Annotated in this window: 24 protein-coding genes; 13 read left to right on the top strand and 11 right to left on the bottom strand. The window is 29.7% G+C overall.

Translation table 11 applies throughout. The annotated features are described in order from the left end of the window. Positions 1 to 13: 13 nt before the first annotated feature. From AQ1685_RS11485 to AQ1685_RS11460, 6 genes are all read right to left on the bottom strand, one after another. A complete protein-coding gene (locus AQ1685_RS11485) occupies positions 14 to 757 on the bottom strand; it encodes a hypothetical protein (RefSeq protein WP_095072278.1) in 744 nt (247 codons plus the stop codon). A 7-nt stretch (positions 758 to 764) separates the two neighbouring features. Beyond that, on the bottom strand, positions 765 to 1,562 hold the full coding sequence (locus AQ1685_RS11480) for a TrmH family RNA methyltransferase (RefSeq protein WP_095072277.1): 798 nt from the start codon (positions 1,560 to 1,562) through the stop codon (positions 765 to 767). Positions 1,563 to 1,717: 155 nt separating this feature from the next. Continuing rightward, positions 1,718 to 2,695: a T9SS type A sorting domain-containing protein gene (locus tag AQ1685_RS11475; protein ID WP_157730193.1), complete on the bottom strand. Its 978-nt coding sequence runs from the start codon at positions 2,693 to 2,695 to the stop codon at positions 1,718 to 1,720. Positions 2,696 to 2,806: 111 nt separating this feature from the next. Continuing rightward, positions 2,807 to 4,102, bottom strand: coding sequence for an amidohydrolase family protein (locus tag AQ1685_RS11470; protein ID WP_095075062.1), 1,296 nt, complete (start codon positions 4,100 to 4,102; stop codon positions 2,807 to 2,809). A 19-nt stretch (positions 4,103 to 4,121) separates the two neighbouring features. Further along, the gene (locus AQ1685_RS11465; protein ID WP_095072273.1) at positions 4,122 to 7,070 is read right to left on the bottom strand and encodes an amidohydrolase family protein; all 2,949 of its coding nucleotides are present in this window, start codon (positions 7,068 to 7,070) and stop codon (positions 4,122 to 4,124) included. 77 nt (positions 7,071 to 7,147) lie between these two features. After that, positions 7,148 to 8,188 carry a WD40/YVTN/BNR-like repeat-containing protein gene (locus AQ1685_RS11460; protein ID WP_095072271.1) on the bottom strand — a complete coding sequence of 347 codons (1,041 nt, stop codon included), beginning with the start codon at positions 8,186 to 8,188 and terminating at the stop codon, positions 7,148 to 7,150. A gap of 50 nt (positions 8,189 to 8,238) precedes the next feature. Between AQ1685_RS11460 and AQ1685_RS11455 the strand changes: the two genes are divergently transcribed. Together AQ1685_RS11455 and AQ1685_RS11450 are read left to right on the top strand one after the other, a co-directional pair. Next, the gene (locus AQ1685_RS11455) at positions 8,239 to 9,192 is read left to right on the top strand and encodes a patatin-like phospholipase family protein (protein ID WP_095072269.1); all 954 of its coding nucleotides are present in this window, start codon (positions 8,239 to 8,241) and stop codon (positions 9,190 to 9,192) included. Further along, entirely contained in the window at positions 9,189 to 10,079 is an 891-nt protein-coding gene (locus tag AQ1685_RS11450; protein WP_095072267.1) for a DUF72 domain-containing protein, read from the top strand. The genes AQ1685_RS11455 and AQ1685_RS11450 overlap by 4 nt, the downstream gene beginning before the upstream one ends. A gap of 48 nt (positions 10,080 to 10,127) precedes the next feature. Here AQ1685_RS11450 and AQ1685_RS11445 read toward each other — a convergent pair whose 3' ends face one another. Further along, complete coding sequence (locus AQ1685_RS11445) at positions 10,128 to 11,573, bottom strand: S41 family peptidase (RefSeq protein WP_095072265.1); 1,446 nt, start codon at positions 11,571 to 11,573, stop codon at positions 10,128 to 10,130. Positions 11,574 to 11,745: 172 nt separating this feature from the next. Here AQ1685_RS11445 and AQ1685_RS11440 point away from each other — a divergent pair, with 172 nt between their 5' ends. From AQ1685_RS11440 to AQ1685_RS11415, 6 genes are all read left to right on the top strand, one after another. After that, positions 11,746 to 12,255, top strand: a complete 510-nt coding sequence (locus tag AQ1685_RS11440; RefSeq protein WP_095072263.1) for an RNA polymerase sigma factor — start codon at positions 11,746 to 11,748, stop codon at positions 12,253 to 12,255. Continuing rightward, positions 12,242 to 12,721: a hypothetical protein gene (locus AQ1685_RS11435; RefSeq protein ID WP_095072261.1), complete on the top strand. Its 480-nt coding sequence runs from the start codon at positions 12,242 to 12,244 to the stop codon at positions 12,719 to 12,721. The genes AQ1685_RS11440 and AQ1685_RS11435 overlap by 14 nt, the downstream gene beginning before the upstream one ends. A 46-nt stretch (positions 12,722 to 12,767) precedes the next feature. Next, positions 12,768 to 13,292, top strand: coding sequence for a DUF4252 domain-containing protein (locus AQ1685_RS11430; RefSeq protein ID WP_095072259.1), 525 nt, complete (start codon positions 12,768 to 12,770; stop codon positions 13,290 to 13,292). Positions 13,293 to 13,376: 84 nt separating this feature from the next. Continuing rightward, entirely contained in the window at positions 13,377 to 13,952 is a 576-nt protein-coding gene (locus AQ1685_RS11425; RefSeq protein WP_095072257.1) for a DUF4252 domain-containing protein, read from the top strand. Positions 13,953 to 14,083: 131 nt separating this feature from the next. Next, positions 14,084 to 16,534, top strand: coding sequence for a M1 family metallopeptidase (locus AQ1685_RS11420; protein WP_095072255.1), 2,451 nt, complete (start codon positions 14,084 to 14,086; stop codon positions 16,532 to 16,534). Positions 16,535 to 16,552: 18 nt separating this feature from the next. Further along, on the top strand, positions 16,553 to 17,164 hold the full coding sequence (locus tag AQ1685_RS11415) for an alpha-ketoglutarate-dependent dioxygenase AlkB family protein (protein WP_095072253.1): 612 nt from the start codon (positions 16,553 to 16,555) through the stop codon (positions 17,162 to 17,164). Here AQ1685_RS11415 and AQ1685_RS11410 read toward each other — a convergent pair whose 3' ends face one another. Next, positions 17,165 to 17,893, bottom strand: a complete 729-nt coding sequence (locus AQ1685_RS11410) for a head GIN domain-containing protein (protein WP_157730192.1) — start codon at positions 17,891 to 17,893, stop codon at positions 17,165 to 17,167. It abuts the gene before it with no gap. A 33-nt stretch (positions 17,894 to 17,926) separates the two neighbouring features. Between AQ1685_RS11410 and AQ1685_RS11405 the strand changes: the two genes are divergently transcribed. Then, positions 17,927 to 18,592, top strand: coding sequence for a lysoplasmalogenase family protein (locus AQ1685_RS11405; RefSeq protein ID WP_095072249.1), 666 nt, complete (start codon positions 17,927 to 17,929; stop codon positions 18,590 to 18,592). Here AQ1685_RS11405 and AQ1685_RS11400 read toward each other — a convergent pair whose 3' ends face one another. The 3 genes from AQ1685_RS11400 to AQ1685_RS11390 are packed head-to-tail and all read right to left on the bottom strand — an operon-like array spanning position 18,593 to position 20,749. Continuing rightward, positions 18,593 to 19,675, bottom strand: a complete 1,083-nt coding sequence (locus AQ1685_RS11400) for a hypothetical protein (protein ID WP_095072247.1) — start codon at positions 19,673 to 19,675, stop codon at positions 18,593 to 18,595. Continuing rightward, positions 19,662 to 20,192: a hypothetical protein gene (locus tag AQ1685_RS11395; protein ID WP_095072245.1), complete on the bottom strand. Its 531-nt coding sequence runs from the start codon at positions 20,190 to 20,192 to the stop codon at positions 19,662 to 19,664. The genes AQ1685_RS11400 and AQ1685_RS11395 overlap by 14 nt, the downstream gene beginning before the upstream one ends. After that, positions 20,189 to 20,749 (bottom strand): RNA polymerase sigma factor, encoded by a 561-nt coding sequence (locus AQ1685_RS11390; RefSeq protein WP_095072243.1) that lies wholly within the window; start codon positions 20,747 to 20,749, stop codon positions 20,189 to 20,191. The genes AQ1685_RS11395 and AQ1685_RS11390 overlap by 4 nt, the downstream gene beginning before the upstream one ends. A 148-nt stretch (positions 20,750 to 20,897) precedes the next feature. Here AQ1685_RS11390 and AQ1685_RS11385 point away from each other — a divergent pair, with 148 nt between their 5' ends. The 4 genes from AQ1685_RS11385 (at position 20,898) to AQ1685_RS11370 (ending at position 25,482) form a co-directional block, all read left to right on the top strand. Continuing rightward, a complete protein-coding gene (locus AQ1685_RS11385) occupies positions 20,898 to 21,767 on the top strand; it encodes a hydroxymethylglutaryl-CoA lyase (protein WP_095072241.1) in 870 nt (289 codons plus the stop codon). Next, positions 21,767 to 22,591, top strand: coding sequence for a hypothetical protein (locus AQ1685_RS11380; RefSeq protein WP_095072239.1), 825 nt, complete (start codon positions 21,767 to 21,769; stop codon positions 22,589 to 22,591). Before AQ1685_RS11385 ends, AQ1685_RS11380 begins: the two co-directional genes overlap by 1 nt. Before the next feature lie 16 nt (positions 22,592 to 22,607). Beyond that, positions 22,608 to 24,167: a bifunctional metallophosphatase/5'-nucleotidase gene (locus AQ1685_RS11375; RefSeq protein ID WP_231970183.1), complete on the top strand. Its 1,560-nt coding sequence runs from the start codon at positions 22,608 to 22,610 to the stop codon at positions 24,165 to 24,167. Positions 24,168 to 24,255: 88 nt separating this feature from the next. Then, a complete protein-coding gene (locus AQ1685_RS11370; protein WP_095072237.1) occupies positions 24,256 to 25,482 on the top strand; it encodes a DUF4856 domain-containing protein in 1,227 nt (408 codons plus the stop codon). Positions 25,483 to 25,549: the final 67 nt, after the last annotated feature.

Raw genomic sequence — 25,549 nt, 5'->3', positions numbered from 1 at the left:
CTTAGTTTTAGGTTTAGTTACAAGTTATTTCACTAAATGTAGTTTTTTGTGTTGCTTCGTTCTGACTGTAATTAGCTTCATTGAACAGCATAAACTTATCTATTCCATGTCCTGAAGATCTTGCAGAAACTTGCATTTTATATACACCAGCATTTTTAAATTCTACATAAATTTTATGCGCATCGTTATCTGATGTTGCAGCTTGCCATTTAAAGTCTAAATCATTTCCACTTCTATATACTTTAAACCATCCATCTGCTGAAGAACCATTCGGATTTGGAGTTTTTCCTGTTCCTTTTGGATATATTTTACTTCCATCTTTTTCTCCGTAGAAATCATCTGCATCAGGAAATTTTAACCAACTATCGTTGTGGTCAGAACCGTTTGTTCCAGTTGTTACAGCAGAACTCCATAAAAAACGATAAATACCAGGATTGTTAATGTTTAATTTAAATTCTACTAATCCGTTTCCAGGTGTACCTAAAGACTGATTTCCAGCCCAAACATGATATCCTTTTCCTGTAGCAGAATTACTTGTTTTTAATTCCCATTCAGCAGGAAATTCATTGTTTTCAAATTCTACTAGAATAAAATTATCTTTTTCGTTAAAAATAAAACTTGAAGGATCATCACAAGTTTGATTTCCAGGGTTTCCAGGATTTCCTGTGTCTGGATTTTCTCCGCCGTTATCATTATCCGAAGAACATGAAAAAAATAATACAATTAATAGGGTTAATAAAGGGGATGTAGTTTTCATTTGGTTTTTAGTTTAAAAAATTACGTTGTCTTTTTGTTTCAAAAATTAAAATAGCACAGGCAACAGAAACATTCATAGAGTCTATTTCGCCTTGCATAGGTATATTTATATTTTGCGTAGCTTGTTCTCTCCAAATTTGTGTTAAACCTGTTGCTTCAGTACCAACGACAATTGCAGTAGGTTTAGTATAATCTTCTGCATGATATACATTAGAATTTTGTAAAGTAGCGCTATAAATATTTATTTTTTGTTCTTTTAAGTAGTTAATAATATTCTCTGAAGAATCTGTAATAATTGTGTTTGTAAATACGCAACCAACACTTGATCTAATAATGTTAGGATTGTACAAATCACTTTTAGGATCAGCTAAAAATACAGCATCAACATTTGCAGCATCTGCTGTACGTAACATAGCACCAACATTTCCAGGTTTTTCAATTCCTTCCATTACTAAAACTACAGGGTTTTCTGAAGGTAATTTTAAATCTTTAAGAGTTGTATTTTTTGTTTTTACGACAGCAATAATTCCTTCTGTAGAATTTCTATATGCTAATTTGTCGTAAATTTCTTTTGATATCTCTATGGTTGGAATTACACTTAAAGCTTCTTCAAGTTGTTCTTTTTCTTGATAAATATCTTTAGCTATAAGAATGTTTTCAATAGTATAGCCACCATTAAAGGCTAACATAATTTCTCTTTGTCCTTCAATAATAAAAAGTCCTTGTTTTTTTCGTTCTCTAGACTTTTCTTGAAGTTTAAATAGGTTTTTAATGAATGGATTCTGTAAGCTTGATATATTTTTCATTAGGGCAAAAATACCTATTTATGGTTATTTTTTTCGATTAGACTTTAAACTATATTGTAATTAAATTAATTGGGAAAAATTAATAGAATAGGAAAGGGATACAAAAAGCTCGGAATTAACCGAGCTTTTATTTGTATACAATATTTTTTTGTTCCCTATTTAATTAGAATTTTTTTAGTTCCTGCTTTAGATTTTAAAATATAAACTCCTTTACCTAATCCTCTGGTATCAACTTTATCCATAGATGTAGCTTCATACGCTTTTACTTTTTTTCCTAACATATCGAAAACAACAATTTGTATTGGAGTATGCGTAATTTCATTAGTAGTTAAATCATTCGTGCTAACTCTACAAGAATAAGGACCAACTAAATTGCTCACATACAAATCATCATCGGCATCTTGATCTTGAAAGTCTGAACTGCTAATTACTTTATAATATGTTCCATTAATTCTATAACTTTTACCTACAGTTAATTTAGAAGGAAGATTTTCTAAATTTAATTTATAGGTTCTAGAAATGTAATTACTACAAGGAGAACTTATTCTACCTAATTTGTGAAATCTTTTACAAGCGAAATTAATAGCAGAAGAATGATGAGTTCCAGACCAGTTTTCATCAGCATCTTGATTCGATGTATTTGAAATACTAATTACTTTGTAATATTCATTATCAATGATATAAACATTTCCTGTAGAAAGAGTTCCTGTCCAATAGTAGTTAGCTTTTACATTTTCTAAAACTCTATTTGTACAAAAGTTTCTGTTTGCTTCTGTGTAAGTGCTTCCTAATCTAGCAACTCGAATGTACTTTTTACATTGGTAATTTGTAATTGGAGTCGGTTGAATAGATACTGTCCAATCGTCATCTGCATCTTGTTCATAAACATCTGTTGCTTGAGTAACGATATAATATTTAGAGTTCGTGTAGTATAATGAACCAACATTTAATTTAGATGATAATCCGTAAAAGTTAATTTTTCTTGTACTACTAATAGTTGAATTACCAGAATAATAATCACATACTGATTTAGCAGTGGTTCCTAAGATTTTTATACGGTGATATTTAGCTTGAGCCAAAGAGGTTAATGCAATAAATAATGCAAAAAAGAGTGTAAGTGTAGTTTTTTTCATAATAAATAATTTCCTACGAAAATAAAAGCTGAGATTCAGCATAGGATTAATTATATATTATGTAAAAGTTATAAAAAAATAAAGCTCAGAAATTTCTGAGCTTTATAATAATTATTGATTTTTATATTTATTAGAATAACGTTTCCAAAGTTTGGTTTGATGAGTTTCTAAACTAATTTTTCTTCCTTGAATAAAAGCATTTGAAATAATATTAGTTCTCATATCTAAAGCATCACCTTCAGAAATAAATAAAGTAGCATCTTTACCAACTTCTAGTGTTCCAGTTTTAGCATCAATACCTAAGATTTTTGCATTGTTACTAGTAATAATTTGTACTGCTTTTTCTTTGTCTAAACCATAAGCTGCATAAGTTCCAGCATAAAAAGGTAAATTTCTTGCACTCATACGTTCCATTTCTCCTTCCATACCTAAGCCAACTAAAATTCCTTTATCAGTTAAAATTTTAGCCATTCTGTATGGTAAATCATAATCTTGATCTTCATTATCTGGTAATCTATGAGATCTTTCTAGTATCACAGGAACGTTATTATTTTTAATTAGTTCAGCAACTTTATGTGCTCCATGTGCTTTTACTAAAACTATATTTTTGATATTTAACTTATTAAAGTTATTAATTACATCAACAATAGCTTTTTCACCATTTACATGGACAAAAACTTTTTGTGTACCACTAAATACTTTCTCTAGAGCTTCATATGGAAGATTTTTAGGAGTTTTACTTCCAGAAAGATAAGTTTTAGCTTTGGTAAAGAAATCAGTTATGGTATTAACAGCTTTACTATAGTTTTTATTTGGTTTTAAACTAGCGTCTTCACCTAACCACCAACGGCCGCGGCTAAATGTAGATGGCCAATTGATATGAACAGCATCGTCTAAATTGATAACAGCATCTTCCCAATTCCATGCATCTAATTGAACCACAGATGACGTTCCAGATATAGTTCCACCTCTTGGGGTAATTTGTGCTATTAGTACTCCATTTGGTCTCATTGTTTCTACAACTTTACTCTCGGCGTTGTAAGCTATAATACTTCTAATGTGAGGTAAGAAGTTACCAACTTCATCAAAATCTCTAGTTGCTCTTACAGCATCAATTTCAGCTAAACCTAAAGAAGTATTAGCTGCAATAAATCCTGGATATACATGTTTCCCTTTAGCGTTAATTATTTCTCCTTTTTGATTGGAAGAAGTATTGTTTCCTACATAGGTAAGCTTTCCGTTAGAGAAAACTAATAAAGAATTTTCAATAATTTTACCATTACCAATATGTGCAGTCGCACCTACTATAGAATAATCTTTTGTTTGTTTAGATGCTGGTGTTTGTTGTGCATTAATATTTCCTAGGATAAAGAAACTTAATACAATAAGTATAAATTGATTTTTCATTTTTTTACTATTTAAGTTTCTATTCAGTATCACAGTGGAATAAAATTTTATGTTTTCTAGAAGGTGTTTGAGTTGGCGCTCCACCTATTTTTTCTTTTAACATCATAGATATTAATTTAGCTCGCTCAGCTTTTAAAGCTTTACGTTTTTGTTTATCTGAATCAATATCAAAATATATAGCACCTTCTACAATAGTTTGCTCTGGTTTAGCATAAATAGATAACGGATTATGGCTCCAAACAACAATATCTGCATCTTTTCCAACTTTAATACTTCCTGTTCTATCATCTAAGTGTAATAATTTAGCAGGATTAATAGTAACTGTTCTCCAGGCTTCTTGTTCTGTTAAACCTCCATATTTTACAGTTTTTGCAGCTTCTTGATTAAGTCTTCTTGACATTTCAGCGTCATCTGAATTAATGGCAACAGTAACACCTTGTCTGTGCATTATTGCAGAGTTGTAAGGAATAGCATCATTAACTTCATATTTATAACCCCACCAATCTGCAAAAGTAGAACCACCAACTCCGTGTTCTTTCATTTTATCTGCAACTTTATAACCTTCTAAAATATGTGTGAACGTATTTACGTTGAAGTTGAATTGTTCAGCTACTTTCATTAACATATTAATTTCTGACTGTACATAAGAGTGACAAGAAATAAAACGTTCTTTATTAATGATCTCAGCTATAGTTTCTAGCTCAATATCTTTACGATAAGGTTGTCCGCTTTTCTTTTTAGCTTCGTATTCTTTAGCACGTTGGAAATAATCGATAAAAACTTGTTCAACTCCCATTCTTGTTTGTGGAAAACGAATAGTTTGTGTATCTCCCCAATTTGATTGTTTTACATTTTCTCCCAAAGCAAATTTGATAAACTTCGGAGAGTTTTTATAAATCATATTTTTGGCATTTTCACCCCATTTTAATTTGATGATTGCAGAACGTCCTCCAATTGGATTAGCAGAACCATGTAAAATTTGAATGGAAGTAACACCACCAGCTAAATTTCTATAGATATTAATATCATCAGGATCAACAACATCTTCAATGGTAACTTCTGCAGTAGAGTTATGTCCAGCTTCATTTACTGCAGATGTAGCAATATGCGAGTGCTCATCAATAATTCCAGCAGTTACAAACTTTCCAGTTCCATCGATAGTTTTTGCACCACGTGCAGATAAATTTTTACCAATTTGAGAAATTTTTCCTCCTTTAATTAATATATCAGTCTTATTTAAAACCTGATCGTTTTCACTAGTCCAAACTGTAGCATTTTTAATTAAAATAGTTTGTTGACTAGGTTTTACTGAGTTTCCTAAACCAACATTAGGATAACTAACCGCAACAACTTCTGGAGTTTTTTTATCAGATTTTTTTCCTTTTTTCTTTTTTTCTGATTTAGTCTCCTTCTTTGTAGCTATCCATGTTACAGCATTACCAGAGTTATCTTCTCCTGTTCCATTAAAAGAATCTTTATTAGGATCTATTTTACCTACTAAACGTAAAAATTTATTTTCGTCATTAATAGATAATTGAATCCAATTGTCTTTAAAAACAAAGTTTGATTTTAATTTCTTATTTCCTTTTTTAACTTCTTCTTTTTGCTTTTTTCCTTTTCCAGAAATCAATAACTCATAATTCTTTCCATTAGAAGTTAAAGAATAGTTTCCGGTAACATCTGTAATTCCCATATCGTTAATTACATTTTTATGACCTAAAGTCCAGTTTTCATAAACTGTTGTTTTTACATCAAAAATATCGCCTGAAGTGATTAAAAAATTAGCAAAACTACCAGTATTTAAGTTTCCTACTTTGGTTTCTTGTAAAATTTGAGCAGGAATTGTTGTTAAAGCTTCTAAAGCTTTAGTTTTATCAAAACCGTACTTTATGGCTTTCATTAAATTCGCTCTAAAGGCTTTAGGAGATTTTAATTTATGTGTTGTAAGTGCGAATGGAACTCCATTTTTGGCTAAAACAGCTAAATTGCTTGGTTCTTGATTCCATTTACGCATATCACGTAAAGAAATGACATCTGCTAAAAAGGTATTACTTACATCATAAGCTTTCCTGAAGTTAATAGGAATAATAAGTGTTGCATTGGTTTTTTTAATATCATTAATTCTTTCAAATTCATCACCACCACCTAAAATAGTATATTGAATTCCGAATTCATCACCAATTTTATCTGCTCGTAAAACATCTAAATAACTCCCTGCATTAAAAATTTGGGGTAAGTTTTTTTTCTGATTTAAAGCTTCTAATGATAAATCTTTATTTTTTGCATTTCCTTTAGCGTACCAATCTGCATCTAAATACGTTTGACGTAATAATGCCATAGCGCCCATCTTAGAAGTAGGATAGCTTTGAGCTGATTTTTTACTTTTTGAAAAAGATAAATGATGTGTTGTATTAGGATTTAAAACTCTATATGCTTCAGATGAGTTAGGGCTTAAAGAAACTAAAAGTCCATTTCCTTGCATAATTCCATCTTCAGAATGCGTATTTACAACACCAAAGCCTGCATTTATTAGAGCTTTAGCTTTTCCTAGATCAAATTTAAATTCTGAATGAGGGTTTGTTTCAGGACGAATATGATCGTTCCAGTAATATCCTTTTCTAGAAGCATCGTATTGTGGTGATCTACCAAAATTTCTATTTCTTTTTGGCTCAGCTATACCAAAACTAGAATAGATATCGATAAAAGAAGGATAAATAAATTTACCTTTCAAATCCACGATAGTTGCATCATTTGGTATATTTACTCGTTTTCCAACATTAACGACTTTTCCGTCTTTTACTACTAAAGTTCCTTTTTTAATAGTATTTATGGGTGTGACATAAATTGTAGCATTTGTAAATGCTGTTGTTGTGTTTTTGGAAGTTTTTACCCCTGTATTTATGGGGAAGTATTCTTGTGAATATCCGAAAATGACCCACAAGAATAGGAGTAGTGGTAATTTTTTCATTATGAATTGATTGATTTTTACGTTAAAAGTATTTAATTAATATTAAATCAAATTTTCCTTTAACATAAAATTAAGATTTAGTGAATCTTAAGCAAACCAATTTTTTTGTTTCCAGTTAACCAAGCAGTATCAGAATTTACAAATTGAATAGCGTAAAAATCTTTAGTAGGATTATGAACCCAACTTTTACCTCCATCTGAACTGTATGAAATTCCAGTTTTTCCAACAGCAAATATTTCTTTGGTTTTTCCATTTGGAACATATTGAATGCAACTTTTGTAGTTTGGATTAATATTATCGGCAATGATTTCCCAAGTTTTACCACCATCTTTTGTTATGGCTTTATTGTTACAGTTGTTGTTCGGTTTCGCGTAATTTCCACCAATAATAAAACCATTGTTTTTATCGTAAAAATCAACAGAATAAATTCCTTGAGGACCATCACCTTGTACGATTGGTGTATCGTAAGTTTTCCAAGTTTTACCTCTGTCTTCTGATTTTAAAACTCTAGCTTTTTTTCCACCGGATACGATCCAAACTGTATCATCAATAATTTTAATATTTGTATTGCTTGCAGCAAAAAAAGCTTCTTCCGATTCAAATTTTGGTAAATTTTCACATGATATTTTTTTCCAAGAATTACCACCATCTTTTGTTATAATTACTGACGGACATGTTTCTGTAGGATCACCAACTGCTATTCCATCTTTTCCATTCCCGAAGAATTTCATGCTATCGTAAAACACTTTTTCATGTGCTTCTTTATATACAATTTGATACTTATCATCCACAATTTTATATAACAATGCAGGATTTCCAATACTTAAAGCGAAATAAGCTTTTCCATTAGTAGCTAAACTTCTAAAATTAGGAATAATTGAATCGTTATATTTAATTTTTAGCTTAGATAAGCCACTTTTTAAGTTGTAATTTCCAATAATTCCATTCGAACCAGCAAAAATTAAATTTTGTTCATCTACAGCGATCAAAGATCGAATACTTGTACTATCTACAGTAAACTCTTGTATTTCAATACGACTTATTTTTCGAGAGGTGTTTTTTTCTTTACAACTAGTGAATAATACAGATATGAAAATTATAATAAGTTTACCTTTCATTTTTTTGATATTTTTATAAAATTAAAAATAGGTAAAATAGTTCATCTAATATGAATGAAGATCAACATAACAAAAAAGCTTTAGTAATTTCTGGAGGAGGAAGCAAAGGCGCCTTTGCTGGTGGAGTAGTTGAGTTTTTAATGAAAGAAAAACAAAAAGATTACGATTTATTCCTAGGAACATCTACTGGAAGTTTGATGGTTTCTCATTTGGCAGTTGGAATGATTGATGAACTTAAAATGTTGTATACTAATGTTAGTCAAAGAACTATTTTTAGTAACAATCCATTTAAGATTAAAAATGTACACGGTGTTAAAGTTATTTCTATTCGACACAGTAATACTTTTTGGAATTTATTAAACGGACGTAAAACTTTTGGTGAAAGTAAGAATCTAAGAAAATTGATTAGAGCTAATATTACTCCAAAAATGTATCAAATAATACGAGAACAAAGTAAAGAAGTTGTGGTTACTGTATCTAACTTAACAGCAAATGAAATAGAGTATAAGTCTATTTCAGATTGTACTTATGATGATTTTTGTGATTGGATTTGGGGTTCTTGTAATTATGTTCCTTTTATGAGTTTATTAGAAAAAAACTCATGTCAGTACGCAGATGGTGGATTTGGTTGTTTAGTTCCAATTAGAGAAGCTATATTAAGAGGAGCTAAAGAAGTCGATGCTATTATATTAGAGACCGAAGTAAATCAAATTAACAGAATGCCTTCTAAAAATCCTTTTTCACTTATGTTAGATGTTTTTGGTTTTATGTTAGAACATGTAGAAAAGCACAATGTAACCATAGGAAAACTATCTGCTAAGTATAAAGATGTAAAGTTGAATTTGTATTATACACCAACAGTTTTAACAACAAATTCTTTAATTTTTGATAAAAAACAAATGACTGGTTGGTGGAAACAAGGGTTTGAACATGCTAAAATGAAAGATTTAGCACTTATGAATGATTTTAGACCGGATTTAATTGATAAAAAAAATAATTCATGAAGTTTGGAAAGGTAGAACAGCCAGAACTTGTAGATTTTTCTTTTCCTGATACACATCAAGACACTATTCGGTTATTGTCTGGATTCGATAAAGAAAAAGATTTATCTGTGTATGTTGGATGTGCAAAATGGAATAGGGCAGACTTAAAAGGCTTTTATCCGAGAGGAACAAAAGATGAGTTGATATATTATTCTAGTCAGTTTAATTCTATAGAGTTAAATGCTACATTTTATAGACAATTTCCTCCAGAGCAATTTGAGAAATGGAAAAATAAAACTCCTAATAATTTTAAGTTTTTTCCAAAATTAACTAAAGATATCAGTCACTGGAAACGATTAGATGGAGTTACTGATTTGGTTAATTATTATTTAGATGCCGCAACTAAGTTGGAAGAAAAGTTAGGAACCATTTTTCTACAGTTACATAGTAATTTTGCACCTAAAGATTTTGTTAGAGTTGAAAACTTTGTGAAAAGTTGGCCTAAAGAAATACCATTAACTGTAGAGTGTAGGCATACCGATTGGTTCACTAATCCTGAAATTTCAAAAGAGTTCTATCATTTATTAGAAGAAAATGGTGTTTCAAATACTATTGTTGATACAGCTGGAAGAAGAGATATGATGCATATGCGATTGACCAATAATGAAGCTTTTATACGTTATGTTGGGGCTAATCATCCTTCAGATTACAAACGTTTAGATGATTGGGTAAATAGGTTAGAAGAATGGGTCAATTTAGGTTTGCGTAATATTCATTTTTTTGTGCATCAAAATTTAGAAGTTGAATCCCCTTTATTAGCAGCATATTTCATTAGAAATCTAAATAATAGGTTAGGAGTGAATTTAAAAATACCCAATCAAAAAGAAGAACAACAATCTTTATTCTAAATAAAAAAAATCCAGCCATTTGGCTGGATTTTTCTATGAATATTAATTTTATTTTAGTTCGATATACATATTGTTATAATCTAAATTTTTCATTTCAGAATTCCATATAGACTTTTGCAACATTGTGTTTCTTGAAAGAGTAGTACTTCCTCTAGATCCAGTTGTAATGTATTGAATAGTTCTAGCTAATAAAGGTTCTGTAGGATCTCCTAAGACACCTAAATTCGATAAGTCTTCTTCTATAATTACTTCAGGAACATATCCGTTTGGTTCGTTTTCACCTCTACTATTTTGAATTTCTAGTACAATCGGTTGCATTGCCCAAGTGTGATTGTTATTGAAATTAGGACCAGTTCTGGTATAGTCATCAGAATCATATAACGTAATTGATCCTACTTGTTTTCCTACAGTTTGAGTTCCTACAAGATTTACATCCATGTAAGGTAATAAACCATTAATAACTAATTCTGAAGCTGAAGCTGTTCTATCTGAAACAATGAAGTAAACAGAAGATAAATTAACCGTATTAATAGCTTCGTCTAAAATAACTTGTCCGTTACTATTGGTGTTTTCGATTCGATTAGTAAAGTTGTTAATGAATAAATTTGCATCTATTGAGTTCATTACTTTATCATTCCAGATTTGTTGAGAAAACACATTGGTAGTTGGTTGTCCACTAATCATACTAGCTAAATATGTTGCAGATCTAACAGACCCACCACCATTATATCTTAAATCTATGATTAAATCAGTAATTGCTTCATTTCTGAATGTTGCAAAAGCATTATTCAAATCGCCATCATGAGGTGTAGAAAATTGATTGTACATTAAATACCCAATTTTGTTAGAACCTTGTGTTATTACTTTAGCTATTTTAACAGCGTTTTCTTGTATTTGTCCTTTTACAATATCAACTGTAGTTCCATTTGCAACAGGATTTCCTCCATTAAAATCAGCTAAAGAAACTGTATAAGAATCTGGAGCTAATAAATCATTTATATTAGATGAAGTTAATTGAGTTCCATTTACTTCATTGATAATCATACCTCTTGTTATTCCTTTTGTATCAGCATCTGAACCAATAACTACATCTCTTACAACAACATAAACATCTCCAGATCCGTTACTATATTGAACACCAACTAATTTCATACCACTAGTAAGTCGTATACCTTGAAAAGAATTTTCTAAAGCTACATAGTCATCAACTATCCAAGAAAAACGATCAACATCACCAGGTCTGTATAATAAACTATTAAAAAGCTGATCTGGAGAACTAAATCCAGCTAAAAAACTATTTAATTGTTCACGAGTAGAAAACTTATTATCAGCTAAATCTGGAACCTCACCTTGCCACTTGTAAAACGCATTCATACCACCCCAAACAAAATCATTAATTTCTACATCTTGAGGGATATCTTCAGATTTACTACAACCAGTTAATGATGTAATTATCAGCAAGAATAAAATTTTTAGTTTAAAATATTTCTTCATTATAATGAGTTTAATCCTTAGTATTAACGCAAGTTAAATAAAACTTAGTATTAATTTTAACTTTTTCTGTAACAAAAAAAATACTGTGTCGTCGTAAAGGTGTAAAGTTGATAAATTTGTCGTATAAATTAGCAATGATTTACAACTTTAATAAAAATTTAAGTAACCAAACATGAACCAATCAGACTTTTTAAAAGTTGTATTACCATTTAAAGATAAAGTTTTTCGTTTAGCCAAACGTTTGCTTGTATCTACAGAAGAAGCTGAAGATGCTACACAAGAACTTTACTTTAAATTATGGAGAAATAAAGAAAAATTAGCTGATTACAGAAATGTTGAAGCTTTTGCTATGACTATGACAAAGAACTATTGTTTTGATCGATTAAAATCGAAACAAGCAAGTAATTTAACATTGGTTCATAGTAATTACAAAGAAAAAGATACAACGCTAGATAAGAAAATAGAATATAAAGACAGTGTAAACCAAGTACACAAGCTCATTGAAAATCTACCAGAACAACAAAAAATTATTATTCAATTAAGAGACATTGAACAATATGATTTTGACGAAATTTGCGAAATGGTAAATATGAAACCAACCGCAGTTAGGGTAGCATTATCAAGAGCTCGTAAAACCATAAGAGAAGCATTAATTAAAAAACATAACTATGGAGTTAGCTAACATAGAAAAGTTATTAGAAAAATACTTAAATGCAGAAACAACACTTCAAGAAGAAACTGCTTTAAGAGATTATTTTACTTCAACAGAAGTAATACCAGTACATCTTGAAGAGTATGCAATGTTGTTTGGGTATTTTAAACAAAGCCAGAACGAGACATTTACCAAGACCATTAAGTTAAAGCCTGAGAAACAGAAACGTAAGAACTTTAAATGGTTATCAGTAGCAGCATCATTCGCTTTGTTGATAAGTGTTTATATGGGGTATGATATTATTGAAAAACGTAAAACCGAAATGCAGATAGCCGAAGTAAAAAAGGCGTTAAAAATGGTTTCATACAACTTAAATAAAGGTAACGATGCGTTGTATTCTGTATCTAGTAATTATAAAAAAGGAACAGAAGCTATCGCAAAGTTAGACACTTATGATAAAGCTGTAAAGACAGCTATAAAAAAGTTAAATAATTAAAATTCGAAAGTAAACAAAGTAAAACCAAGTCAAAAAAGTAAATATCATGAAAAAATTAATCATATTATTAGCATTAGCTTTTGTATCTAACATAGGATTTAGCCAATCATCTATATTTGATAAGTTAGAAGATTTAGAAGATGTATCTGTAGTTGTTGTAACTAAAGATTTATTTGATCTTATTCGTAAATTTCCAGATGCTCAATCTGAAGAAATGGAATTTTTTAACACTGCAAAAGGACTTCAAGAGTTGAAAGTGTTTTCAACTGAGAATGCTTCAATCGCGGCTGATATGGAAAAAATGGTGAATAAAGCGATTAAGAATTCTAGCTTAACCCAATTAATGAGAGTCAAAGATAAAGGGTCTAGAGTAAAGATCTATATTAAGTCTACCAAAAACAAAGACATAGTTAGTGAAGTACTAATGTTTGTAAAAGATTTAAATAAAAACGAAAGAATCAAAGGTGATAAGATTAATTTACCGTCATCTACAATTATTTCTTTAACAGGGGAAATTAATATGAATGAGTTATCTAAGATTGCTAATGATTATCAAAAAAGATCTGAATAATTTTCTAGATTTTTTTAAAAAACAAAGCATAGCCTTTAATTAGGCTATGTTTTTTATCAATTTAAATGTAAAATAAAGTATACTATGAAAAAAATATTAACATTCACAATTTTATGTATTACAGTTATGCTTTCTTCCTGTAAACATGAAGAAAGTTTACAAACGTATCTAATAAAGTCAGAAGACAATGCGAACTACACACGATTAGATTTTTCTACAAGTATGCTTGGTTCTTTTTTTGAAACTACTTCAGAAGAAGATCAGAAAACTTTTGAAAGTATAAAAAAGCTAAATCTAGCTTTTTTACCTGTGAAAAAAGCTACAGAAGAAGAATTTAGCTCGGAAAGAAAAAGATTAAAAGAAATCATGAAAAATACTGATTATAAATCTTTATTTCGAGTAAATGACAAAAGAGGAAAAGCTACAGTTTATTATTCTGGAAATACAGATGCAATCGATGAAATTGTAGCAGTTGTTTATGCGAAGGAATTAGGTTTTGGAGTAGCTAGAATTATTGGAGATGAAATGAATCCTGCAAAAATTATGAATATGCTCAAAAACATGAAAAAGAATGGAGATGGAAATGAATTAGAAATGATAAAAGATATGTTTGGAGGAGAATTTCAAACCAAAAAACTTCAGGTAGATCCGATTGAATAAATTTACTTTATGTATTGATATATCATTTAAAAATCACAACTTTTTTAGAAAGCTTGTGATTTTTCTTTTTAACTACCCCTTAACAGCCATACAATATTTAATTATTACTTTTGATTAAATACATAAATGTAATGAGGAATATTTTTTGGGTTTTAGTAGTATTTAGTTCTTTTATTTTTCAAGGATTTTCACAAACTCTATCAGAATATAGAGGAGAAAGAGATAAAGTTTTCAATTTAGAACATACAAAATTAAAGGTAGATTTTAATTTTGAAAAACAAACAATGAATGGGGAAGCTTGGATAACTGCAACACCTCATTTTTATAGTTCTAATGAGCTAGAGTTAGATGCTAAAGCTATGTTGATTCATAAAATCACATTAAATAACGCCGATTTGAAGTATAAATACGATGGGTTTAAACTTAAAATTAGTTTGCCTAAATCATATGTTAGAGATGAAAAGTTAACTGTTTATATTAAATACACGGCACAACCTGAAAGAGTTAAGCAAAAGGGAAGTAAAGCAATAACATCAGCAAAAGGTTTATATTTTATAAATCCTAAAGGCGAAGATGAAGATAAACCAACTCAAATTTGGACTCAAGGTGAAACTGAAGCAAGTAGTTGTTGGTTTCCAACAATAGATACTCCAAATCAAAAAACATCACAAGAGATTTACATAACTGTTCCAAAAAAATATAAAACACTTTCTAATGGAAAATTAGAAAATCAGACAGAGAATTCTAATGGAACAAGAACAGATTATTGGAATTTTACTCAAAAGCATGCACCTTATTTATTTTTTATGGGAGTAGGAGAGTATGAAGTAATTGAAGACTCATATAAAAATATTCCTGTAAATTATTATGTAGAAAAAGAATATGCTCCTTATGCTGAAAAGATTTTTGGACATACTCCAGAGATGTTAGCTTTTTTCTCTAAGATTACAGGTATAGAGTATCCTTGGGATAAATATTCACAAATTGTAGGTAGAGATTATGTGAGTGGCGCAATGGAAAATACTACAGCAGTAATTCATGGTGAACAAGCATACCAAACACCAGGACAATTAATTGATCAAAATGTACAAGAAATTACTATTGCACATGAAGCTTTTCATCATTGGTTTGGTGATTTAGTAACTACAGAAAGTTGGAGTAACTTAACAGTGAATGAAAGTTTTGCGAATTACAGTGAGTACTTGTGGTTAGAGTATAAATATGGTAAAGATGAAGCAGAAGCTCATTTATTTGAAGATATTCAGGGATATAAGTCTGGAGATAATTTTGACAAGCATTTAGTTCGTTTTTATTATGAGGATAAGGAAGACATGTTTGATGCTGTGAGTTACAATAAAGGCGGAGCAATTTTACACATGCTAAGGAATTATGTTGGAGATAAAGCTTTTTTCGAAAGTTTAAATAAATACTTGGTAGACAATAAGTATGGAACTGGAGAAGCACATCAATTACGATTAGCTTTTGAAACAGTAACAGGTAAGGATTTAAACTGGTTTTTTAATCAATGGTATTTTGGAGAAGGTCATCCTAAACTAGATATTTCTTATGATTACAACGATTTAAGGAAAACAGTCACAGTTAACATATACCAAACACAGGATAAAGAATTTCAATTTCCATTAGCTATTGACATTTTTGAAAAAAATAAAGTAAAACGTCATACAGTTTTTGTTAAAGGTAAAGAGACTTCTTTCACTTTTCCCTACGCAAGTCAACCTAAATTAATTCAAATTAATGCAGATGGAGTTTTATTATGTGATGTAAATGAAAATAAAATATTAAGTGATTTCATCTATCAATTAAAGAATGTTAAAAATTACAGACACAAGAGAGAAGCATTATTAGAAGTAGCTAAATCTCAGCATGTAGATAACAAAGCTTTTAATGCTATGGCAGATGTTTTAAATGATCCTTTTTATAAATTGAGAATATTAGCACTTCAAAATATTAATTTAATAAACAAGTATAGTAAGCGTAAGGTTATTGAAAAGATAAAGCAAATAGCAGCAAATGATCCAAAAACGTTAGTACAAGCAACAGCAATAGAAACTTTAGGGAAATTAACAGAACCTGAATTAAAACCAATATTTGAAAAAGCTTTAAAAAGTCCTTCCTATTCAGTGGTGGGTAATGCCTTAGTTTCTTTATATTATATTGATAAAAAATTAGCCTACACGAAATCAAAAGAACTTTCAGAAGGAGTAAGAAAAGTAATTGCAACTCCACTTACACGTATTTATTTAGAAGAAAATGATGAAAGTGAATTAACTTTTATTGCAGGAAATGTAATCACAGGAATGTTCCTAAGTCAAGATAAATCTACAAAAAAGCTATATACTAAAGCTTACGAGAAAATTACAAAAAGTAACAATTCAAAAGCAATTCAGAATTTAGTTAATGATATAGTAGTGAAAGGTAAAAAGTTTGAACAATATGGGTTTAATAATGTTGGAATAGAATTAATGCGTAATATGGTTCAAACACAAAAGAGTGCTAATAAACCAAATGAGCAAAAAAATATAGCCATTATTAAAGAAGCATTAACTAGATTATTAAAATAAATTAGATTATAATTTAAGATGGATCTTTTTTCTCAGTCAGATACTAATGAGTTATTGAATTTACTTCCAGAAGATGGTACTGTTCATTATTACGGGCACGCATTCACTAAGCAAGAAGCAGATGCTCATTATGAATATTTGTTAAATGAAATTCCATGGAAGCAAGATCAAGCAATTATTTTTGGAAAGTTAATTACAACAAAAAGAAAAGTGGCTTGGTTTGGAGAAGAAGAATTTGAATATTCTTATTCAAAAATTACTAAAGTAGCATTACCATTTACTAATGAATTGCTTGAAATTAAAAAGATAATTGAATCTATTACAAAAGAAACGTATAACTCGTGTTTATTGAATTTATATCATGATGGTTCAGAAGGTATGGCATGGCATAGTGACGGAGAGAAAGATTTGAAAAAGAATGGAGCTATAGCTTCAGTAACATTTGGGGCAGAAAGAAAATTTGCATTTAAACATAAACGAACCAAGGAAGTAGTTTCTAAAGTACTTCAACATGGTTCGTTATTGGTAATGAAAGATGAAACACAAACACATTGGTTGCATCGTCTTCCACCAACCAAAAAAGTCCACCGTCCGAGAATTAACTTAACGTTTAGAACAATAATAACGTAGTTATCCTCTTTTTATAATATCTCCTGATCCCACAGAATTTGTATCAATATATTTTGGATTTCCTTTATAGTATACGCTTCCAGATCCTACAACAGATCCTTTAATTTTATCTTTAACTGTAGCTTCAATATCTCCTGAACCTGCAACACTAACTTTTAAAGTTTTAGTCGTTACATCGTAAGCTTTAATGTTACCAGACCCTGCTATAGAACATTTCATATGATCAGAAGAACCAGCTACCCTAATATTACCAGAACCACCAATTGATGTAGATAAAGTACTTGCTTTTACTTTAGTTTTTATATTACCCGAACCACCAATAGATAAACTTACATTTTCTCCACGAACAACTTTTTCTGAACGTACATTTCCAGATCCACCTAGAGCAATTCCGTTAATATCTTCAAAAGGTACAGTTACTGTTAACTTTCTGTTGAATCGTACATTTGTATTTTTTTGTACTTTAATTTTTAAGGTATTTCCTCGTACTTCAGTAATGATATAAGGTATAATGTTTTCTTCTCCTTCGATAGTAACTTTCCCTTCTCGACCATCTATAAGAATAACATCAAAAGAGCCACCTACACTAACTTCATCAAAGTCACCAACAGATCTCTCTTCAGTAATAACTTTTCCATTTCCTCTAACTTTTTTTGAACTCCACCAGCTTTGAGCTGTTAAGGTTATAGTGGTGGTTAAAATAAATAAGGTTAATAGTAATTTTTTCATTTTTTTTTTATTTTTAAACATTAATACTTCCAATTGAGAAAAAGACATGTAAATAAGAAAAATGTTACATTTTTCACAATACTATACACATTAGCCTCTCTTTTAGTTTTATATGTAGTAACTCTAGAAGATTTGAATTTTGAGTTTGCAGTAAAGCTTGTTGCTTTATTGTCGTTATCGTTTCTATATTTAGAAACTACTCCTAAAGTTAATTATTGGTATGTTGTGATTTTATTGTTTTCTATTGTATCAGACTCTTTGTTTGTGTTTGAAGAAAACTTCTATCATGAAGCTTTGTTCTTGCTAATTTTAAATAGATTTTTATATATAATTATTATTTATCATTCTATTTTAAAGTACCCGCTAAAAACACTTTTGTTTTATGCTGTGCCATTTACTTTTATCTTCTCAATGATTTATCTTATTCTTTATGAGTATGTCGAAGAAATACAGTTGTTAGTATTTGTAATGGGTTTAGCATCAATCTGTTTGGTTTTATTTGCTTTTTTAAATCTATTAAGTAAGAATAATAAAAAAGCGTTCTATTTTTTTTTAGCAGCATTAATTTTTCCTATAGCCGATGTACTCACAGCCATATCAAACTACATAAGTCCGAGTCCTTATTTTATAATTGTATATCATTTCATGTATTATTTTGCTAGGTATTTGATATACAAATCGATGATTTTAAAAAAATGATTAATCATTTAATTGTAAAGACACACCACCATAATCTGATTTGATATTAATTTTAGATCCAGAATTTGCTTTACCGAAAGATCCTTCGTAATATTTTTTAGTAGTTTTTCTTACTGCTTTATAAGTTTCTACATATTCTTTAGGATATTTGAAACCAGAGTAACTCAAGTTAACTGTAAAATCGAAATTGTTATCACGTGCCGTTCCAATTTTAATACCAGCATAACTTCCATCAATAGTTACATTTTCAAACCCTTTAGCTAAGTTTTTAACTTTTAGTCCTCCGTAATCTGTATTAACGCGTAAACTTTTTCTTAAAGTACCTATTCGCATTCCAGCATAATCTGAGTTTCCATCTACATATTCACCATCTTCAATAGTTATACTTCCATAATCACTATTGAAACTAATGTCATTTACTGTTCCAACTTTTACTCCAGAATAATCTGCATTAACCTTAATCTTTTCTACTTCATCTACAGTAATTTTAGAATAATCTACATTTAGAGTACCAGATTTCATATACTGAATATTAGAACTTCTACAATAGTCAAGCGAAATTGAATTAGAAGAATTTAATAACTTTTCAACTTGAATAGCACCATAATCACAATTAATATTCGCTTTCCCTTCTATAATATCTAGCTCAATATTTCCGTATTTATTATTTAAATCGGCATTATTTGTAATAGGCATTTTAACAAAGTAGTTTATTTTGTAGTTAATGTTATTACTCTTACCCCAAAAACTCCAACTAGATTTAGTTTTTTCAATTATGGTTCTTGCTTCTACAAGACCTTCTGAAGCTTCAAAGTCTATTCTTATATCTTCTAATTTATCCTGAACTTTGTCTAAGTCGTTTCCTTTAACAGTAATTCGAACATCGATCTCAACAGTATTTTTATTCCAAGTAGTAACATTTAAATTACCGTATTTGTTTTTTATAAATACTGAAGCATTGCTATTAACAGTAAACTTTTTCGAAATAGTTTTAGTTTTTTCATGCTTTTTAATACCATTACTTGATAGTGCTACAAAAGGTAAAAATAGCGCTGCGAAAAATATCTTTTTATATAAACTCATTGTTGTCGTTGTTTTGTTGTGTTGGATTTTTAATGTATTCTAATTGAAATAAAAGTTGTTCAAGAATTTGTAATCGTTGTTGGTAATTATCAATCATTCCCTTAATGATTTGTCTTTCATTCCCTATAACACTTAAATCTTTTTTAAAGTTTTTAAATTGGTCTTCTAATTCTTCAATTTGATCTAGAGCATCTTCAATAATAGATTCTGTTTCAATATTTCTGAATTTTTCTATTTCTTTTAATTCTTGTGCAATTGTATTCACAAAAAAAGTTTCAGTTTCAGCCATTTCCGGAAACATGGTTTGAATAGAGTTCTCTTCTAATGAATATTTTCCTAAAAAGAAACTCAGCACAATTAAGATAGAGGCTGCAGCACCCATCCAAGTCCATGATAATTTCTTTTTGTGTTCTTGTTGTCTATTTAATTTTCTTAAAAATCGATCTTCATGACCAGAGTGAGGCTCATTTATATCGAAGTCATTATTAATAAAAAAATCTTCAAATTGATCTTTCATACTACATCTATTTTATTAATATCCTTTTTTAATATATCTTTTAATTTCTTTTTTGCCCTCGATATTGTTGTTCTAACATTCTCATTGCTATAATTTAAAATTTGCATGATTTCTTCATTATCGTATCCTTCGATTAAATTTAATGTTAGAATTACTCTGTAATTATCTTTTAATTTTGCAATTGCTTTCAAAACATGCTTAACATTTAAATTATTACAATTAAGACTTTCTTCTTGTTTATCTTCTGTAGGAATAACTTCCAATTTAACTTCTTGGTATCTATTATTTTTTTTTAGTTGCGTTAAACTCTTATTAATAACTATCCTTTTCAACCAAGCACCAAAAGCAACCTCGCCTTTAAAACTATCTAATTTTGTAAAAGCTGTTAAAAAAGCTTCTTGCATTAAATCTTCAGCTTCAAATTCATCTTTTAATATTCTATATGATGAATTATACATTGCTTTATAATAGAGTTTATAGATCTCCATTTGAGCATTAGCATCATTTTTTTTACAACGATTAATTAGCTGATTGATATGTAAGTTTGGTGTTTTCAATATCTAATTTATACTTCAAAGACTAAGCATGATTTTTATTGTTACAGTTTTCTGTAAAATTTTTTAAATTTAATTATTTAATATTTTTGAGGCTTTTTAACAACAATCTTTAAAGAATTAATATTAAAATATATTTATATTTGGCATAATGATTGAAGAAGTTAAAATCATAGAGTGTCCTAGAGATGCAATGCAAGGAATAAAAAGTCATTTTATTCCAACAGAAAGTAAAGCAAGATATATAAACTCATTACTGAAAGTAGGTTTTGATACCATAGATTTTGGAAGTTTTGTATCTCCAAAAGCTATACCTCAAATGAGAGATACAGCTGAAGTTTTAAAATTGTTAGATTTATCGTCTACACAAAGTAAACTATTAGCAATTGTAGCTAATGTTAGGGGAGCAAACGATGCTTGTGTTTTCGAAGAGATAGATTATTTAGGTTATCCTTTTTCGATTTCAGAAAACTTTCAAATGCGAAATACGCATAAAACAGTGGCTCAATCGGTAGATATTTTGAAAGATATATTAAATATAGCACAGAAAAATAACAAAAAAGTAGTTGCTTACTTATCAATGGGGTTTGGAAATCCTTATGGTGATCCATGGAATGTAGAGATTGTTTCAAATTGGACAGAAAAACTTGCAAATATGGGCGTTAAAATTGTATCTTTGTCTGACACGATTGGTAGTTCAACCCCAAAAGTAATTGACTATCTATTTTCAAATTTGATTCCAAATTATCCAAAAATTGAGTTTGGAGCCCATTTACATACAACACCAACCACTTGGTTTGAAAAGATAGATAGCGCATTTAAATCTGGATGTAGAAGGTTCGATGGTGCTATAAAAGGTTATGGAGGATGCCCTATGGCAAAAGATGATTTGACAGGTAATATGCCCACCGAAAAAATGCTTTCTTATTTTACTACTAATAAGATCGAAACAAATATAAAACCAATGAGCTTTGAAAGCTCTTATAATAAAGTTTTAGACGTTTTTAATCATTTAAATTAATGAAGTTTAGTTTTTTAATAACATTCTTGATTGGTTTTGCAATGCCACATCCAACTGATCCTCATCCTCCGGGTAGAGACAGTCAAACTTTAGGCTCTTGGGAAATCAGAAACGGAATTTTTATTGAAAGCAATGATGAAGAAACAAGTATCGCTAGGTACAATTGGAGCGTTTTTTACAGTATTTTTCCTAAACGAATTACACAAAAGTATATTAAGAGGTTAGTTTTAATGACCGATGGCGAAGATGAAAAAACAGGTGCTTTAGGTGCTTTAAATGATAAAAACACAGAATGGCAATTGGTTATTGATCCTATCGACGTAGATTTCACAAGTAAAGATCAAACAAGAATTAATCAATCTATTTATACTTTAGTACATGAGTTTGGACATCTTTTAACTTTAAATCATACTCAGATTACTCCAGGTAAAAAAACAAACCAAAAACCCAACGAGCCATACGTAACTATTGAAGGTACAACAAATAAAAGAAGTTATCTTAATAAGTTTGTAGAAGAGTTTTGGGATGGGACTTTATTGAAAGAATGGGATTATATCCAAAGAAATTTCTGTTACACAGAACAAAAAAGTTGTTTAGAAAAATTATACGGGCTGTATAAAGATAATTATAATGATTTTATTACCGATTATGCTGCAGAAAGTCCTGAAGAAGATATAGCCGAAAGTTGGACAGCTTTTGTTTTAGGAAAAAAAATAGAAGATCCGCAGACTGTATCAGAATTAAAGATCAACTTTTTTTATCAGTTTGAAGAATTAGTGTACTACAGAAAAGTGATCAGAAAAAACATTAAAAAGTACGAATAATACTTAATTTATTACTTTGAAACTTTATCATACTTTAATCAAATACAATTTATTAATAATTGTATTTTTTATTTCGTGTAAATCTTCTTTTAATCCTTTAGCATCTTCAGAAGAGTTTAAATTTACAAATCAACCTAACCATATTTATTTTACGATCTTACAACTGAATGATGTGTATGAAATAGCGCCAATTCAAGGAAATAAATATGGAGGAATGGCAAGAGTTTCAGCATTATATAAAGAATTGCAAAGGGAGAATTCTAATTCAATGTTGGTATTGGCTGGAGATTTCTTAAATCCTTCTCTATTAGGAACAATGAAAATTGATGGAGAAAGAGTTCGAGGTAAACAAATGGTAGAAGTAATGAATGCTATGAATTTTGATTTAGTAGCATTTGGTAACCACGAGTTTGATTTAAGTTATAACGATTTACAAAACAGACTAAACGAAAGTCATTTTGAATGGTTAAGTGCTAATGTCTATCACAAAGAAAACGGTAAGAATCACTTCTTTCATAAAGTAATAGAAGGAAAAAAAGAAGCTGTAAACGAAACTTATATTCAAGAATATAGCGTAGGAGGGAAGACTGTAAAAATTGGATTTATTAGCGTTTGCATCCCATCAAACCCTAAAAGTTATGTGCATTATTCGGATATGTATGTTGAGGCAGAAAGGACTTACAACGAATTAAAAGATAAAGTTGACGTCGTTCTAGGTTTAACACACGTAAAAATTGAAGAGGATAAAGAAATTGCAAAATTATTGCCTGGTATTCCTTTGATAATGGGCGGGCATGAGCATAATAATATGTATGTGAAACAAGGAGATACATATATTGCTAAAGCAGATGCCAATGCTAAAACAGTGTATATCCATCGTTTCGAGTTTAATCCTGAAACAAAGGAATTAAAGTTTAAATCAGAACTAAAAACTATAAATGATAAATTTCCTGTAGATGAAGAAGTGAATACTGTAGTCAATAAATGGCAAAATCTATTGAAACTTAAGATTAGAGATATCATAGATAATCCTGATGAGATCATTTACAGAACTACGGAACCATTAGATGCTAGAGATACTCCAGTTAGATCAATACAAACAAATATGGGACAAATTATAGCTGAGTCTATGAGTAAATCTTATGGAGACGAAAATATTGACTGTGCTTTTGTAAATGGAGGTTCTATCCGTATAGATGATATTTTAGAAGGAGATTTAAATGCTGTTGATATTTTTAGAGTTTTACCTTACGGCGGCCCGGTATTTAGAGTGAAGTTGAAAGGTGAATTGTTAAATAAGGTATTAAACTACGGTGAAAATGCTTCAGGAACTGGTGCTTATTTACAACGTTTTAATGTAAAAAGGAATAAAGACGGGCAATGGTTAGTAAAAGACAAAAAGATAGACTTTAATAAAGAATATACAATAGCAACTTCAGATTATTTATTAAAAGGTTTTGATATTCCTTTTCTAAAGAATTCAAATCCTCAAGTACTTGATGTTTACGAACCTAATTCCAAAGAAATAGCAGTAGATGTTCGTAAAGGAGTCATAGAATTTTTAAAATCTAAATAATTTATTTTAAATAAATCTAAATAAAATTTGTTTAGATGAGAACGAGTAGTATATTTGCGCTAAATTATTTAAAATAAGTCTTAATAAAATGAAGAAAGGTTATTTATCAGTTTTAGCAATTGCTGGTTTATTTTTTGTGTCATGTTCAGATGATGATAATAATATTCCAGATAATCCTAATGTAGAAGTCGAAGCTCCAGATACTTATAAGTTTGAAAGAAATGGGAGTACTTCAGTAAGTTACTCAGGACAAACTACAAGAATAAAAATGGCTGAAGAACTTATCAGCTCATTAAAAGATGATCCTTCAAGTACAGCAATACCAACTACAACAGAAGCTCAACTAGATGGTATGTTCGCACATGTAGAGGGAAATGCAGACTTTTCTGATGCTGATTTAAATGCTTCTGATAAAAGTATAAGAAGTAAAACAGCAGCTTCTAGAGATTATTTCTTTTCAAATGTAGTTGAAGGCACAGTAATTAAAGAAAAATTTGATAATTGGATTGCAGAGCAAGTTGATGTTGTTTTTCCTAACTGGAACACAGATGCTGCGCCTGGTGTAGCAGGTCGAATCCAAGAAGCTGGTGGAGGATCTAATCGTTTAGTAAATGGTAAAGGTTTAGAATTAGATCAAGCTGTAAATAAAACTTTAATTGGAGCTTTAATGGTTGATCAAATGTTGAACAATTATTTAGGTGTACTTGTTTTAGATGAAGGTACTAACGTAGCGGATAATGACAACCAAGTCTTAGCTACTGACAAGAACTACACAAACATGGAGCATAAATGGGATGAGGCTTTCGGATACTTATACGGTACTGATGATGCAGAAAATCCACAATATAATGCTGATAGTTTTTTAAGTAAATATGTTTTTAGAGTAGAAGGTGATTCTGACTTTGTTGGGATTTCAAAGAAAATTTATGATGCTTTCAAAAAAGGAAGACAAGCAATTGTTGTTAAAAATTACGCAGAAAGAGAAGCTCAAGCAAAAATTATTAGAGATGAAGTTTCTAAAATTATAGCAATTAGAGCAGTTTATTATTTACAACAAGCTAAATTAACTTTAGCTACAGATAAAGGTGCTGCTTTTCACGATTTATCTGAAGGGTATGGTTTCATAGAATCTTTACGTTTTACTCGCAATACTGCTGATAATGCTCCTTATTTTACTGCGACTGAAATTAGTGGTTTTACAAATGATTTATTAGAAGGAAATGGATTTTGGGATGTTACACCTGCTACTTTAGATGAAATTTCTAAGGATATTGCTGATAAATTTGATTTCACTGTAGAAAAAGCAGGGAGTTAATTAAAATTATTCTAAATAAAAATAAATTTATAAAAAGTAGCTAGATTCGTAGCTACTTTTTATCTTT

This window comes from Tenacibaculum jejuense (genome assembly GCF_900198195.1).
GTDB lineage: Bacteria > Bacteroidota > Bacteroidia > Flavobacteriales > Flavobacteriaceae > Polaribacter > Polaribacter jejuensis.
Note: the sequence above shows the minus strand (reverse complement) of the source record. Positions and strands in the feature narration are given on the sequence as shown.